The sequence below is a fragment of the Streptomyces sp. NPDC004134 genome, assembly GCF_042874195.1.
Taxonomy (GTDB): Bacteria; Actinomycetota; Actinomycetes; order Streptomycetales; family Streptomycetaceae; genus Streptomyces.
In genome coordinates this window covers 60,003-72,733 of the sequence record NZ_JBIAMS010000032.1, presented here as the reverse complement: position 1 = coordinate 72,733, position 12,731 = coordinate 60,003, and the positions used below count along the sequence as shown (strand labels likewise).

The 12,731-nt window shown below is 73.4% G+C and carries 14 protein-coding genes and 1 pseudogene; 12 read left to right on the top strand and 3 right to left on the bottom strand.

Going from position 1 to position 12,731, the window contains the following annotated elements; all coding sequences use genetic code 11:
* Positions 1–84 precede the first annotated feature (84 nt).
* Together ACFYVJ_RS30760 and ACFYVJ_RS30755 are read left to right on the top strand one after the other, a co-directional pair.
* Complete coding sequence (locus ACFYVJ_RS30760) at positions 85–846, top strand: SDR family NAD(P)-dependent oxidoreductase (protein WP_388898422.1); 762 nt, start codon at positions 85–87, stop codon at positions 844–846.
* Positions 843–1,154 carry an L-rhamnose mutarotase gene (locus ACFYVJ_RS30755; RefSeq protein WP_388898419.1) on the top strand — a complete coding sequence of 104 codons (312 nt, stop codon included), beginning with the start codon at positions 843–845 and terminating at the stop codon, positions 1,152–1,154. The genes ACFYVJ_RS30760 and ACFYVJ_RS30755 overlap by 4 nt, the downstream gene beginning before the upstream one ends.
* Positions 1,155–1,228: 74 nt before the next feature.
* On the opposite strand, the gene ACFYVJ_RS30750 is transcribed toward ACFYVJ_RS30755, so the two are convergent.
* Complete coding sequence (locus tag ACFYVJ_RS30750) at positions 1,229–1,477, bottom strand: hypothetical protein (protein ID WP_125938320.1); 249 nt, start codon at positions 1,475–1,477, stop codon at positions 1,229–1,231.
* Positions 1,478–1,799: 322 nt separating this feature from the next.
* On the opposite strand from ACFYVJ_RS30750, the gene ACFYVJ_RS30745 reads away from it, so the two are divergent.
* The 3 genes from ACFYVJ_RS30745 (at position 1,800) to ACFYVJ_RS30735 (ending at position 3,869) form a co-directional block, all read left to right on the top strand.
* Positions 1,800–2,621 carry a helix-turn-helix domain-containing protein gene (locus ACFYVJ_RS30745; protein WP_388898500.1) on the top strand — a complete coding sequence of 274 codons (822 nt, stop codon included), beginning with the start codon at positions 1,800–1,802 and terminating at the stop codon, positions 2,619–2,621.
* Between the two features lie 2 nt (positions 2,622–2,623).
* Entirely contained in the window at positions 2,624–2,872 is a 249-nt protein-coding gene (locus ACFYVJ_RS30740) for a DUF397 domain-containing protein (protein ID WP_388898416.1), read from the top strand.
* Between the two features lie 187 nt (positions 2,873–3,059).
* On the top strand, positions 3,060–3,869 hold the full coding sequence (locus tag ACFYVJ_RS30735; protein WP_388898413.1) for an SAM-dependent methyltransferase: 810 nt from the start codon (positions 3,060–3,062) through the stop codon (positions 3,867–3,869).
* 87 nt (positions 3,870–3,956) lie between these two features.
* On the opposite strand, the gene ACFYVJ_RS30730 is transcribed toward ACFYVJ_RS30735, so the two are convergent.
* Positions 3,957–4,568: a YdeI family protein gene (locus ACFYVJ_RS30730; RefSeq protein ID WP_388898409.1), complete on the bottom strand. Its 612-nt coding sequence runs from the start codon at positions 4,566–4,568 to the stop codon at positions 3,957–3,959.
* A 105-nt stretch (positions 4,569–4,673) separates the two neighbouring features.
* Between ACFYVJ_RS30730 and ACFYVJ_RS30725 the strand changes: the two genes are divergently transcribed.
* Positions 4,674–5,189, top strand: a complete 516-nt coding sequence (locus tag ACFYVJ_RS30725) for a GNAT family N-acetyltransferase (RefSeq protein WP_388898406.1) — start codon at positions 4,674–4,676, stop codon at positions 5,187–5,189.
* A gap of 85 nt (positions 5,190–5,274) precedes the next feature.
* Here the strand turns inward: ACFYVJ_RS30725 and ACFYVJ_RS30720 are convergent.
* A pseudogene (locus tag ACFYVJ_RS30720) lies at positions 5,275–5,757 on the bottom strand (ABC transporter ATP-binding protein); the annotation flags it as partial.
* Positions 5,758–6,049: 292 nt separating this feature from the next.
* Here ACFYVJ_RS30720 and ACFYVJ_RS30715 point away from each other — a divergent pair.
* From ACFYVJ_RS30715 to ACFYVJ_RS30690, 6 genes are all read left to right on the top strand, one after another.
* The gene (locus tag ACFYVJ_RS30715; protein WP_388898403.1) at positions 6,050–7,051 is read left to right on the top strand and encodes a hypothetical protein; all 1,002 of its coding nucleotides are present in this window, start codon (positions 6,050–6,052) and stop codon (positions 7,049–7,051) included.
* A 61-nt stretch (positions 7,052–7,112) separates the two neighbouring features.
* Positions 7,113–8,636, top strand: a complete 1,524-nt coding sequence (locus ACFYVJ_RS30710) for an amino acid permease (RefSeq protein ID WP_388898400.1) — start codon at positions 7,113–7,115, stop codon at positions 8,634–8,636.
* An 83-nt stretch (positions 8,637–8,719) separates the two neighbouring features.
* Entirely contained in the window at positions 8,720–11,335 is a 2,616-nt protein-coding gene (locus ACFYVJ_RS30705; RefSeq protein ID WP_388898397.1) for a nitrate- and nitrite sensing domain-containing protein, read from the top strand.
* Positions 11,332–11,772 carry a roadblock/LC7 domain-containing protein gene (locus tag ACFYVJ_RS30700; protein ID WP_388898394.1) on the top strand — a complete coding sequence of 147 codons (441 nt, stop codon included), beginning with the start codon at positions 11,332–11,334 and terminating at the stop codon, positions 11,770–11,772. Before ACFYVJ_RS30705 ends, ACFYVJ_RS30700 begins: the two co-directional genes overlap by 4 nt.
* Complete coding sequence (locus ACFYVJ_RS30695) at positions 11,772–12,128, top strand: DUF742 domain-containing protein (RefSeq protein ID WP_101420304.1); 357 nt, start codon at positions 11,772–11,774, stop codon at positions 12,126–12,128. Before ACFYVJ_RS30700 ends, ACFYVJ_RS30695 begins: the two co-directional genes overlap by 1 nt.
* The gene (locus ACFYVJ_RS30690) at positions 12,115–12,717 is read left to right on the top strand and encodes an ATP/GTP-binding protein (RefSeq protein ID WP_388898391.1); all 603 of its coding nucleotides are present in this window, start codon (positions 12,115–12,117) and stop codon (positions 12,715–12,717) included. Before ACFYVJ_RS30695 ends, ACFYVJ_RS30690 begins: the two co-directional genes overlap by 14 nt.
* Positions 12,718–12,731 lie beyond the last annotated feature (14 nt).

Here is a 12,731-nt window from a genome sequence, read left to right as displayed (position 1 = left end):
ATCGTGCTACGTGTTCGTGTGCGCCGCGCCTGACGGGTTCGCGCTCGCCGGGGCAATCGTCGGATGACAGGAGGCCATTTCAGGATGAAGGACTTCGACGGGCTCAAGGCCGTGGTGACCGGCGGGGCTTCGGGGATCGGGCTGGCCACCGCGCGGCTGCTCACCGAGCGCGGCGCCCAGGTCGCCGTCCTCGACCTCCGCCCCGGCGACGTACCGCCGCCCCTGCGCGGCTACCGCGCGGACGTCTCCGACGACGCCTCCGTCACCGCCGCGGTCAGCGACGCGGCCGGCGCGCTGCGCGGCATCGACGTCCTGGTGAACAACGCCGGCATCGGCGCCGCCGGCACCGTCGAGGACAACGACGACGCCGAGTGGCACCGGGTACTGGACGTCAACCTGCTGGGCGTCGTCCGCACCACCCGCGCCGCCCTTCGCCACCTGCGCCGCTCCGCGCACCCCGCGATCGTCAACACCTGCTCCGTCGCCGCCACCGCCGGCCTCCCGCAGCGCGCGCTGTACTCCGCCACCAAGGGCGCCGTGCAGTCCCTGACGCTGGCGATGGCCGCCGACCACGTACGCGAGGGCATCCGGGTCAACTGCGTGAACCCCGGCACGGCGGACACCCCGTGGGTCAGCCGGCTCCTGGACCAGGCCCCCGACCCCGCCGCGGAACGCGCCGCGCTCCAGGCCCGCCAGCCGATGGGCCGCCTGGTCACCGCCGACGAAGTCGCCGCCGCCATCGCCTACCTGGCGAGCCCGGCCGCGGCCTCCGTCACCGGCACCGCCCTGGCCGTCGACGGCGGCATGCAGGGACTGCGCCTGCGCGCCCCGGAGCCCGGCGCATGAGGATCGCGCTGCGCACGCAGGTCCGCGCCGACCGCATCGAGGAGTACGAGGCCGCCCACCGCGAGGTCCCCGGGGAGCTGACGGCGGCCATCCGGCGCGCCGGCGCCACCTCCTGGACCATCTGGCGCAGCGGCACGGACCTCTTCCACCTCATCGAGTGCGAGGACTACGCCCGCCTCCTCGCCGAGCTGGAACACCTTCCGGTGAACGTCGCCTGGCAGGCCCGCATGGCCGAACTCCTGGACGTGGTCCACGACTACACCGACGAGGGCACCAGCGCGGGCCTGCCCGTCGTCTGGGAACTCTGACCCCTCCCGCACCGGCGCGACGGCCGACCCGGCCGCACGGCGGGCCCGACCGGCCCTCCTCCCCGAGTCCGCACTCAGGCGGTCGCCTCCTCGATGGCGTCCGGCGTCGTCGTCCACTCCACGCCGCCCCCGACCGGGACCAGCCAGGCCATCCGCGGACCGGCGACCTGGCGCAGGACGGGCGTGGACCACACCGTGTGGGTCTCGGGCTCGGGGCAGATGGCGCGGAGCACGCCGGTGCGGCCGGAGGTACGGTCCAGCACCAGCTTGCCCAGCAACGGATGGCGTTCGTGCCCCAGGCCGAGGCCCAGTCTGCTGCTCACGATGCGCTCCTCGGAGGTTCGTACGCGGTCGAGGATGTGCCCCCTCCCCGCGGTGGTCGGCCGCCGGGTTCCTGGAGTCGCCAACTGCCGTGCGACCGGACCGCGGTGGGGGCGTGAGCACGGTCGGCGTGGTCGGCAGGTCCCCTCACTATGGCTGTCGACAACAGCAGTCCGCAAGCATCGCCCTGATAATTTCAGAATGTGTGCGGACCCCCTGTCAGCCTCATGCCGTCCGTGACACACTCCCGGGGTAGCAGTGCCGGGAGGTCAGGACGTGAGCGAAACACGCTCGGGTGGCGGCAGCGCCCCGACCGTGCTGCGCATGGTCCTGGGCAAACGGCTGCGGCACCTGCGTGAGCAGGCCAAGATCAGCTTCGACCGGGCCGCGGAGGCCATCGACGTCACGCCGTTGACCGTGCGGCGGATGGAGAAGGCGGAAGTCGGCCTGCGCATCCCGTACGTGCGCGAGCTGCTGCGCCTCTACGGCGTCGGCGGCGCCGAGACCGACGACTTCCTCCGGATGGCGAAGGAGGCCAACCAGCCAGGGTGGTGGTACAAGTACCGCAACGTCCTTCCCGACTGGTTCCGGGCGTACGTGAGCCTGGAGACCGACGCCACCGTCATCCGCATCTACGAGCCGCACTACGTCCCCGGGCTGCTGCAGACCGCGGACTACGCCAGGACCCTCTTCCGCGTCGGCTTCCCCCACGACGCGGACGAGGACGTCGAACGGCGGGTGACGCTGCGCACGACCCGCGCCGACCTGCTGACCGCCCCCAGGGCGCCCGCGATGTGGGCCGTGCTGGAGGAGTCGGTGCTGCGCCGGCCCGTCGGCGGTCCCGAGGTGATGCGGGCCCAGATAGACCGGCTGATCGAAGCCATCGAGCTGCCGAACGTGAAGATGCAGATCATGCCGTTCTCGGCCGGGCCGCACCCGGGCGCGTTCGGACCGTTCCACTACTTCCGGTTCGGCTTCACCGAACTGCCCGACATCGTCTACACGGAGAACCTGACCGGCGCGGTCTACGTCGACCAGCCCGAGGACGTCGTCGGGTATCTGGAAACACTCGACCGGATGGCCGTCCAGGCCGATCCGGTGGACCGGACCAGGTCACGCCTGGTGGAGATGCGTAAGGAGTACTGACCATGCGAGCCGACCCCCCAACCTTCCGCAACGGCATCCCGGCTACCGAACTCGGCACCGAGGGCTGGCAGAAGCCCTGGAGCGGCACCAACGGCGGTAGTTGCGTCGAGGCCAAGCGCCTGCCCGACGGCAGCGTCGCGCTCCGCCAGTCCACCGACCCGACAGGACCGGCCCTCGTCTACACCAGAGAAGAGATGGTCGCCTTCCTCCAGGGCGCCAAGGACGGCCAGGCCGACTACCTCGTCGACTGACGGACCGGCCGCCACCCGCCGACTGCGGCCGCGGATCGCGGGCGGATGCCGGGAGGGCACCGTCCCTCCGCCGTGATCCGCCCCGGTCCGCCCCGCGGAGTCCGGCAGCACACCCCCCCGTACGACCGCGAAGTGACAGCATGCCGGCCGGCAGTGAAGCGCGCGCCGCAGGGCAGGAGACACCCCGATGGCAGAAGGCGAGTCCACCTCCTCCGAGGGGGCGCTCTCCAGGATCGACACCACCGTGCCGCACTCGGCCCGGATCTGGAACTACTGGATGGGCGGGAAGGACAACTACGCGGTCGACCGCCAGGCGGGCGACGATTACCGCCAGATCGCCCCCAACATCCAGACGATGGCCCGGGCGTCGCGCGACTACCTGATCCGTACCGTGACCCATGTGGCGGGCGAGGCCGGCATCCGCCAGTTCCTCGACATCGGCACCGGCCTGCCGACCTACGACAACACCCACCAGGTCGCCCAGCGGCTGGCGCGCGAATCGCGCATCGTCTACGTCGACAACGACCCACTGGTGCTGCGGCACGCCCAGGCCCTGCTGACCAGCACCCGCGAGGGTGTGACCACGTATGTCGACGCCGACCTGCACGAGCCCGAGACGATACTGGAACAGGCGGGGAAGACCCTCGACTTCTCCCGGCCGGTGGCCCTGATGCTCATGGGGATCCTCGGCCACGTCCAGGACTACGAAGAGGCCAGGTCCATCGTCCGCCGGCTGCAGGCCGCGCTGCCCGCGGGCAGTTACCTCGTGCACTACGACAGCACGGCGACGGACAAGGCGCTCCAGGAAGCCCAGCAGGGGTACGACGACACCGGCGCCATCCCGTACGTGCTGCGCACCCCGGACGAGATCAGCGCGTACTACGACGGCCTGGAGCTGATCGAGCCGGGGATCGTCTCCTGCCCGCTGTGGCGCCCCGAGCCCGGCACGGACCCGGAGCCCACCGACGTCTACGGCGGCGTCGCGCACAAGTCCTGACCCGGGCCCGGCCGTTCGCGCCGCCGCCCGCCGTGCCCCCGCCGCTCCGCCCGCCGTGCTGTGCCCGCCGCGTCGCGTACCGCCGCGCTACGGGCGCTGCCCGGCGGCCAGCATCTCGACGGCCCGGGCCAGTTGGACCGCCCGGTTCTCCTCCGTCCGCGCCCGCAGCAGGCGCAGGATCACCAGGTAGCGGTCCGTCTTCCCGAGCCCGTCGAAGAACGCGGCCGCCCGCGGGCTGGCCGCCAGCGCCTCCGCGAGGTCCGGCGGCACCTCGGCGTTCTTCTGCGACTCGTACGCCGCCTCCCACCGCCCGTCCGCCTGCGCGGCCCGTACCGCCGCGAGCCCCGGCTCGCGCATCCGCCCGGCCGCGGTCAGGGCCTCGACCCGGTCCACGTTCACCTGCGACCACTGGCTGCGGGGCCGGCGGGGCGTGATCTTCTGCAGGAAGCGGTCGTCGTCGTACCGGCGGCGCAGGCCGGTGATCCAGCCGTAGCAGAGCACGACGTCGTCGACCTCGGCCATGGTGACGGAGGCGATCCCCGACCCCTTCTTGGCGACCTTGAGCCACATCCCGGACTGCAGGCCGTGGTGCTCGTCGAGCCAGGACTCCAGCCCGGCGGGGCCGTCGAAGGCGCGGACGGGGGCGCCGTCGGGGGAGTCCGCGCCGGACTCGGAGGTCTCGCTGCCGGGGGATGCCATGTCGTGCCGTCCTTTCGCCGCCGGTACGGCCACCGTACGTCGCGCCGGCGATCTCCGGGGCGGGCCGCGGAGGCGGATGTCACAGGCCGCGGATAGCGTGGGGGCATGACGACGCACGACGAGAAGCCGACGCTGCGGCCCGCCCGCCCCGGGGACGCGGCGGCGGTGGCGCGCCTCTGGGAGAGCGCGTGGCGGGACGCCCACCTGGGCCATGTCTCGGAAGCGCTGGTGGCGATGCGCACGCCGGAGTCGTTCGCGGCCCGGGCGGCGGCGCGGGTGCCTCAGACGGCGGTCGCCGAAGTCGGCGGCGAGATCGCCGGGTTCGTCACCGCGGGAGGGGACGAGGTGGAGCAGCTCTTCGTCGCGGCGGAGCACCGCGGCACCGGCGTCGCCGCGCTGCTGCTCGCGGAGGGGGAGCGGCGGGTGGCCGCGCGCGGCCACGACCGGGTGTGGCTGGCGGTCGTGACGGGCAACGCGCGGGCGCGCCGGTTCTACGCCCGGCAGGGCTGGCAGGACGAGGGGCCGTTCGACTACCAGGCGGAGGGCGAGGACGGCCCGGTGACGGTGCCCTGCCACCGGTACGCGAAGCCGGTGACGGGCGCGGGGGTACGCGGGGCGTAACGGCCGCCGAGCGCGCGGGCCCCGGGCTTCCGGGCAGCCGCCCGCGGACGGCTGCCCGCCGGGCCGCGCCCCGGAGCAGGGCCGGTCACGGCTCGCGGTGGGGGACCACCAGCATCGCGCCGGTGCGCGGGTGTTCGAGGATCTCGACCGGGTGCCGGTAGACCTTGCTGAGCAGCGCGCCGTCGAAGACCTCCGCCGGCGGGCCCGAGGCCGCCACCCGGCCGCCGTCCAGCACCGTGACCTCGTCCGCGTACGCCGCCGCGAGCCCCAGGTCGTGCAGGACGACCACGACGGCGTCGCCCGCGGCGGCCCGCTCCCGGGCCAGCCGCAGCACCAGTTCCTGGTGGCGCAGGTCGAGCGCGGCGGTCGGCTCGTCGAGCAGCAGCAGCCCCGCCCGCTGGGCCAGGACGCGCGCGAGGGCGACGCGGGCGCGCTCGCCGCCGGACAGCTCGGCGAAGGGGCGCGCGGCGAACTCCGCGGTCTCCGTCACCGCCAGCGCCCACGCCACCGCCTCGTCGTCGGCGTCCTCCGCGGGGGTGCCGGACCAGGGTGCGCGGCCCATCCGTAGAAGGGGGCCGGGTGGGGGTTGGTGGTCTGGACTTTGCGTTGCTAGTCGGCAACATTCGTCGGTTGATTACACAGACGGCCCTCCTGTCGCTACGATCCCCTCGACCCCATCATGAACATCCGCTGGAAAGCCGCGCACCAGTACCACGCACCTCCCCCGTGCGCGTGCCCGAGGTTTCGATGAACATCGCCTGGCAGTCGCCGCGGTGCGCCCGCTTAGCCGGTCCGCCCCGCCCCCTGTCGCCCGGTCCCGGGCGTAGCGTGCCCCGCCGCGTGCAGCGCGGGGGGTGGTGATGGCCCGCGGTTCCGGGCGTGGCGGGGAGTTCCGGCCCGTCTACCATCTCGCCGGTCTCGACGACGACTTACGCGCCGTCGTCGACGACGTGCGCGTCGGCCGGTGGATGTCCATGCGCGCGCTGCTGGGCAGGACCGGTGCCGACTGGGCGGTGCGTACCGCCCGGTCGCAGGTGCTCGGGGTGGTGGCCGCCAGGTCGGCGGTGGTGCAGATCTGGCTGGACGAGGAGCCGGAGAGCCCCGACGCGCGGATGATGCTGGCCCGGGTCGCCGTCGGGCGGGCCGTGCAGGCGCACCGGCAGCGGCATCCCAGCGCCGGGCAGTTGGAGGAGGACGCGCGGCAGGTGTGCCGGGAGGCGGCGCTGCTGCACCCCGGGGATCCGGTGCCGTGGGTGTGCCTGCTGGCGCTGGCCACGGTCGACGCGCGGCAGCAGCGGCCCGAGCACCGGGCGGCGCCGCCGGAGAACCTGCTGCCGTACGGGCCGTGGGGGCTGCTCGACGAGGTGGTCAAGCGGGACCGGTACAACCGCGAGGCGTACCACCGCGTGCTGCAGATCTGTTCGGCCGCCGGCGGCTCCCAGGCGTACGCGATGGACTTCGCCCGCTGGGTCGGCTCCTGGGCCCCGCTCGCCTCCCCGCTCCTGGTGCTGCCGCTCTTCGCGCACGCCGAGCACTACCACTTCGAGCGCCGCCGCGGCCGCGGCGACGCGCTCGTGCACCGGCAGTGGTCCCGCGAGGACATCCTGCGCGACACGCTGCGCGCCCTCGACGGCTGGTTCGACGTCACCAACGCCGACGTGCGCTCCGTGCTGGACCTCAACCACCTGGCCCACGCGCTCAGCGCCGCCCGCGAGTTCACCGAGGCCGCCCGGGTCTTCACCGGCCTCGGCCCGTACGCCACCCTCCTGCCCTGGGCCTACGTGACCGAGGACCCCGACCGGCAGGACCTGGCCGAGGCCGAGTTCTTACGCGCCCGGTCGACGGCCCTCGGCAGCGGGTGACCCGGCACGTCCGTCCCTTTTGCCTGTCATGCCCCTGCCATTCCCCATCGGAGGTCACTCCATGTCACAAGCGCCGGTCAGCACCGCCGGCACGTCCCGGCGCAAGGACGACGACGCCCATCTCCGCGACCTCGGCTACGAGCCGGAACTCGCGCGGCGGATGGGCCCGTTCGGCAACTTCGCCATCTCCTTCTCGGTCATCTCGATCCTCTCCGGCTGTATGACGCTGTACGGCTTCGGGCTCAGCACCGGCGGCCCGGCCGTCATGATGTGGGGCTGGGTCGCCGTCGGCCTCTTCGTGCTCTGCGTCGGCATGGGCCTGGCCGAGGTGACCAGCGCGTACCCCACCTCCGGCGCGCTCTACTACATGGCCCACCAGCTCGGCGGCCCCCGCTGGGGCTGGTACACCGGCTGGCTCAACCTGCTCGGCCTGCTCGGCGCCATCGCCGGCATCGACTACGGCTGCGCCCTGTTCATCGGCGCCTTCTTCAACCTCCAGTGGGGCTTCGAGCCCACCGCGGAGAAGACGCTGCTGATCTTCGCGGTCATCCTGGTGCTGCACATGACGCTGAACCTGCTGCGGGTGCGCGTCGTCAGCATCCTCAACTCCATCAGCGTCTGGTGGCACCTGGCCGGCGTCGCCATCATCGTCGGCGTCCTGATCGTCGTCCCCGACCACCACCAGTCGGCCGGCTTCGTCTTCGGCGAGTTCAACAACGACACCGGCTGGAACAACCCGTTCTACGTCACCGCCATCGGCCTGCTCCTCGCCCAGTACACCTTCTCCGGCTACGACGCCTCCGCGCACCTCTCGGAGGAGACCACCCAGGCGCAGGTCAGCTCCGCCAAGGGCATCGTCCGGGCGATCTGGGTCTCCTGGGTCGCCGGCTTCGTGCTGCTGGCCGGGCTGACCTTCGCCATCCAGGACTACGTCGGCGCCCAGAACTCCGAAACCGGCGTGCCGCCCGCGCAGATCTTCATCGACGCCATCGGCGAAGGCGGCGCCAAAGCCCTGCTGCTCATCGTCATCTGCGCCCAGCTCTTCTGCGGCAACGCCGAGACCGCCGCCACCGCGCGGATGGTCTTCGCCTTCTCCCGCGACGGCGCGCTGCCCGGCTCGAAGATGTGGCGCCGCGTCTCGCCGCGCACCGGCGTGCCCACCCGGGCGGTCGTGCTGTCGGTGGCCGTCGCGTTCTGCCTGGCGCTGCCGTCGCTGTACTCGGCGACCGCGTACGGCGCGGTCACCGCCATCAACGTCATCGGCATCACCCCCGCCTACGCGATCCCCATCTATCTGCGGCTGCGCGCGAAGGACCGCTTCGTGCCGGGACCGTGGAACCTGGGCAGGTGGAGCTCGCTGATCGGGTGGGTCGCGGTGTGCTGGGTGGCCGTGATCACGGTGGTCTTCTGCCTGCCGCAGGCGTCGCCGGTGACCGCGGACACGTTCAACTACGCCTCCGTGGCTCTCGCCGCCGTCCTGCTGCTGGCCACCGTCTCGTGGTGGGCGGCCGGCCGGCGCTCGTACAAGACACCCGTCTACACCGCCGACGCCGAGATGGCAGAGCTCGGCAAGGACCTGGTGTGACGCCGCGCCGGGCCGCCGCGAACGACCGGCGGCGGCCCGGCGCACCGTACCGACCGCAAACGACCAGCGCTCCGTGAGGTCCGATGTCCGCAACCACCCACCCCGCCCACGCCGGGCGCCCCATGCGCCTGCGTACGCTCCTTCGCATCCTGGCCGCGGTCGTCACGGCGGCGCTCGCGGCCCTCGCCGCGGTCGGCGCCGTCCGGGAGCTGAACCGGGCCGGGGCCGTGCAGGACTACGCCGACACCCTCGACCGGCTCCAGCAGCCGTCGTTCGCGCTCGTCACCGAGCTGCAGGCGGAGCGCCGGATGACCGCGCTGCACTGGGCCCGCGGCCCGGTCAACGCCGCCCAGCTCGGCAACCAGCAGGCCCTGACCGACGAGGCCGCCTTCGCGCTGGGCGAGCTGGCCGACGAGGCCCCCGACACGGCCGTCCGCCCACCGCTCGAGGCCGCCCTGCGGGGCGTCGCCGGCCTCGCCGGGGTACGGGAGCGCGCCGCCGAGCGCTCCGGGAACCGGGACCAGGCCCTGGAGGCGTACACCCGCGCCATCGAGCAGACCATCGCCGTGCACATCCGGGTGCGCGCCCACAACGGCAGCCTGGCCCAGGGCTCCCGCCCGCTGACCGCCCTCCTCCAGGCCGGCGATTCGCTGGCGCTTGAGGACACCCTGCTGGCGGGCGCGAAGGACGGCCGGCTGTCCGCGGCCGACCACGCCCGCTTCGCCGAAGCCGTCGGCGTGCAGCGGTTCGCGTACGGGACGCTGGCCGGCCCGCTGCTGGCGGGCGGGGAGAAGGACCGGTACGACGCCGTCACCGACTCGAAGGAGTGGGCGGAGAAGACCCGGATCGAGGACGCGGTGCTCGGCGTGAGCCGGGAGTCCGGCAGACCTGTGACGCTGCCCGCCGCGACCGCCGGGTGGCAGGAGACGTACGAGCACCTCGGCCCGGGCCTCGCCGGGCTGGCCACCGCCCGGATCCAGGCGCTGGCCGACGACGCGGAGGACCGGGCAGGCGAGCTGCGCATGACGGCGTACGCCATCGCCGCCGGCGGCGTCGTGCTGGTCGCGATCGTGCTCGGCACCGTGCTGTGGATCAGCCGCACCATCGTGCGCCGGGCCGAGCAGGTGCGCTCCAGCGCGCTGGCGGTCGCCCGGCGGCAGTTGCCGCAGATGATCGTCAGGCTGCAGCGCGGCGAGGAGGTCGACCTGTCGGCGCTGCCCACGCAGGTCGCCGCCGCCGACGAGTTCGGCGAGATCTCCAATGTCGTCGCCCGGCTGGCGGAGGAGGTGGTCGAGGCGGCGCGGGTGGTGCACGAGGAGCGGTACGGCTTCGAGAAGTTCGCCGAGGGCGTCACCATGCGGTCCGTCACCCTCATCTTCGCCGTGCTGCGCACGCTGGACGAACTGCAGCACCGCTACGCCGACACCGACCCCGCGCTGCTCTCCGAGCTGTACGAGCTGGACCACCTCACCGTGCGGGTGCGCCGCCAGTTGGAGAACCTGCTGGTGCTCTCCGGCGGCGCGGTCACCAACCCGCACACCGAACCCGTGCACATCGCCAACCTGATCGTCGACGCCGCCGGCGAGTCCCGCGGCTTCGCCCAGGTCACCAAGGAGTTCCAGGCCGAGGCGTGGGTGGTGCCGGAGGTGGCGGGGGAGCTGACCCACCTGATCGCCGAGCTGATCGAGAACGCCACCACCTACTCGCCCAGCGGCTACGAGGTCTTCGTCCGCGCCACCCACACCGCCACCGGCGTCGCCATCGAGGTCGAGGACAAGGGGCGGGCGCCGGAGAGCTGGTACTTCGAGGCGCTCAACGGGCGGCTGCTGGACGTGCCCCCGTACGCGGTGCTCGCCAAGTCCTCCGACCAGCTCGGCCTGTTCGTGGTCGGGCAGTTGGCGCAGCGCCACGGGGTACGGGTCACGCTCCAGCAGGGCCGCTTCGGCGGCGTGCTTGCGGTGGTGCTGGTGCCGTCCGCGCTGCTGACGGGCGCGCCCGAGCAGTTGGCGGACCGCACCCCGGTACGCAAGCCGCTGCCGGGGCGCTCCGGACCGCGGCCCGCGAAGCGGCGCGAGCCGACGGCGGCCGGCCTGGTACGCCGCGAGCCGGCGCGCGCCGGCGGGCCCACCGGTCCGGTACGCCCCATCGACCCGGCGCCCGGCCTCGCACCGGCCCGCCCGGCGGACGACGGCGCACCGGCCCCGGAGCACCGCCCGGCGGCGCCCGCCGAGCCCGCACCCGCGCCCGAGCCCGCACCCGCGCCCGAGCCCGCACCCGCGCCCGAGCCCGCACCCGCGACCGTGGCTGTCCCCGCGGCGCCCGCCGCCCCCGAGCACGTACGGGCCGAGGAACCCCTGCCCGTACGCACCAAGAAGCCCCACCCGGAACCGGCCGCCGAGCCGGCCCCGCGACCGGAACCGCGACCCGTGTACGAACCGACCGAGGAGCCGCCTGTCCCCGCCACCCCCCAGACCGCGACCGAGCCGCCCCCCGGGGCCGAGCCGGCGCCCGCGCGTCCCGCCGCCCGCGCCGGCGGGCTGCCCCAGCGCGTACCCGGCACCAGCATGGCCGGCCAACTGCGCGGCGGCAGGCGCCGGCCCGCCACCGCCATGGACCGACGCCCGCTCGACAGCATCGAGTCGGCGTTCACCCAGCTTCAGGAAGCCCTGACCGACCCGGAGGAAGACAGCGACCGATGAGCAGCCTCAGGCACGTGAAGAACGCCATCCCCGCGAGCCCCGAGGACGCGGCCGTCTTCGACAACCTCCGCGACAACCTGCAACTCGTGCCGGACCTCACCGGCTTCGTGCTGCTCGCCGACGACGGCCTCGCCCTCTGCGGCTACGGCCTGGACTGGACCCGCGAGGACGTCCAGACCATCGCCGCCGCCTGCTCCGGCCTCGCCAGCCTCGCCGACGGGCTGTCGATGCCGGTCGACGGCGGGTCCGTCCTGCATCTGAACATCACGATGGAGCACAGCCACCTCATCCTCACCGCCTGCGGCAACGGCAGCACCCTGGTCGTCTACACCTCGGGCCCCGAGTCCATCGGCCTCGCCATGCGCGAGACCGTCCGCGTCGCCCGCGCCTTCAATCACCAGCTCGGCGTCGGGGCCCGCAGGGCTCGTATCCGGTAATGAGCGCGCCACGGGGAACGCGCAGGACACGGACGTTCGCGCTCACCGGATCGCGCACCGACCGGGCGCCCGGTGAGCAGTTCACCATGCACTCCACGGTCCGCGCCGCCGTGCCGCCCGACGACGCGCGCAGCATCCCGGAGGAGTGGCAGACGATCCTGCGGCTGTGCGCGGGCCCCGGCATCGCCGTGGCCGAGCTGGCGGCCCGGATCGGGATGCGGCTGACGCCCGCCGCCGTCCTCCTCGCCCAGCTCCTGGAACAGGGGCTCATCGAGCACAGACCGCCGATGAGCGATCCGGACGCCATGAACATCGACTTCCTCCGACGAATCAGGAGCGGCCTTGAGCGAGCCTGACACCGGGGCCCCGGACGCCGTCTGGGACGCCTACCTCCCGCCCGTGAAGATCCTCGTGGCCGGCGGGTTCGGGGTGGGCAAGACCACGGCGGTCGGCGCCGTCAGCGAGATCACGCCGCTGCGCACGGAGGAGCGGCTGAGCGCGGCCGGGGTGGGCGTGGACGACCTGTCCGGCATCGAGCAGAAGTCGGCCACCACCGTGGCCATGGACTTCGGCCGGATCACCCTGGACGTGGCGGTGCTGATGCTGTTCGGCACCCCGGGCCAGGAGCGGTTCTGGTTCATGTGGGACGACCTGCTGCGCGGCGCGCTCGGCGCGGTGGTGCTCGTCGACACCCGGCGGCTGGACCGCTCGTTCGCCGCCGTCGACTTCTTCGAGAGCCGCGACCTGCCGTTCGTCGTGGCCGCCAACTGCTTCCACGGCGAGCAGGACTACGATCCCGAGGAGATCCGCCACGCGCTCACCCTGAAGGAGCCGACCACCCCGATCGTCCTGTTCGACGCCCGCGAGCGCGAGTCGGTACGCGGCGTGCTGCTCGCCCTGATGGACCATCTGATCGCTGCCGCGGAACCCGCCCACGCCCGGTGACCACAAGGAGGCCC

What these genes read in the sequence shown, in the direction of transcription:
- ACFYVJ_RS30760 (WP_388898422.1), top strand. Translation starts at nt 85, where the DNA reads ATGAAGGACTTCGACGGGCTCAAGGCCGTGGTGACCGGCGGGGCTTCG.
- ACFYVJ_RS30755 (WP_388898419.1), top strand. Translation starts at nt 843, where the DNA reads ATGAGGATCGCGCTGCGCACGCAGGTCCGCGCCGACCGCATCGAGGAG.
- ACFYVJ_RS30745 (WP_388898500.1), top strand. Translation starts at nt 1,800, where the DNA reads ATGGTCCTGGGCAAACGGCTGCGGCACCTGCGTGAGCAGGCCAAGATC.
- ACFYVJ_RS30740 (WP_388898416.1), top strand. Translation starts at nt 2,624, where the DNA reads ATGCGAGCCGACCCCCCAACCTTCCGCAACGGCATCCCGGCTACCGAA.
- ACFYVJ_RS30735 (WP_388898413.1), top strand. Translation starts at nt 3,060, where the DNA reads ATGGCAGAAGGCGAGTCCACCTCCTCCGAGGGGGCGCTCTCCAGGATC.
- ACFYVJ_RS30730 (WP_388898409.1), bottom strand. Translation starts at nt 4,568, where the DNA reads ATGGCATCCCCCGGCAGCGAGACCTCCGAGTCCGGCGCGGACTCCCCC.
- ACFYVJ_RS30725 (WP_388898406.1), top strand. Translation starts at nt 4,674, where the DNA reads ATGACGACGCACGACGAGAAGCCGACGCTGCGGCCCGCCCGCCCCGGG.
- ACFYVJ_RS30715 (WP_388898403.1), top strand. Translation starts at nt 6,050, where the DNA reads ATGGCCCGCGGTTCCGGGCGTGGCGGGGAGTTCCGGCCCGTCTACCAT.
- ACFYVJ_RS30710 (WP_388898400.1), top strand. Translation starts at nt 7,113, where the DNA reads ATGTCACAAGCGCCGGTCAGCACCGCCGGCACGTCCCGGCGCAAGGAC.
- ACFYVJ_RS30705 (WP_388898397.1), top strand. Translation starts at nt 8,720, where the DNA reads ATGTCCGCAACCACCCACCCCGCCCACGCCGGGCGCCCCATGCGCCTG.
- ACFYVJ_RS30700 (WP_388898394.1), top strand. Translation starts at nt 11,332, where the DNA reads ATGAGCAGCCTCAGGCACGTGAAGAACGCCATCCCCGCGAGCCCCGAG.
- ACFYVJ_RS30695 (WP_101420304.1), top strand. Translation starts at nt 11,772, where the DNA reads ATGAGCGCGCCACGGGGAACGCGCAGGACACGGACGTTCGCGCTCACC.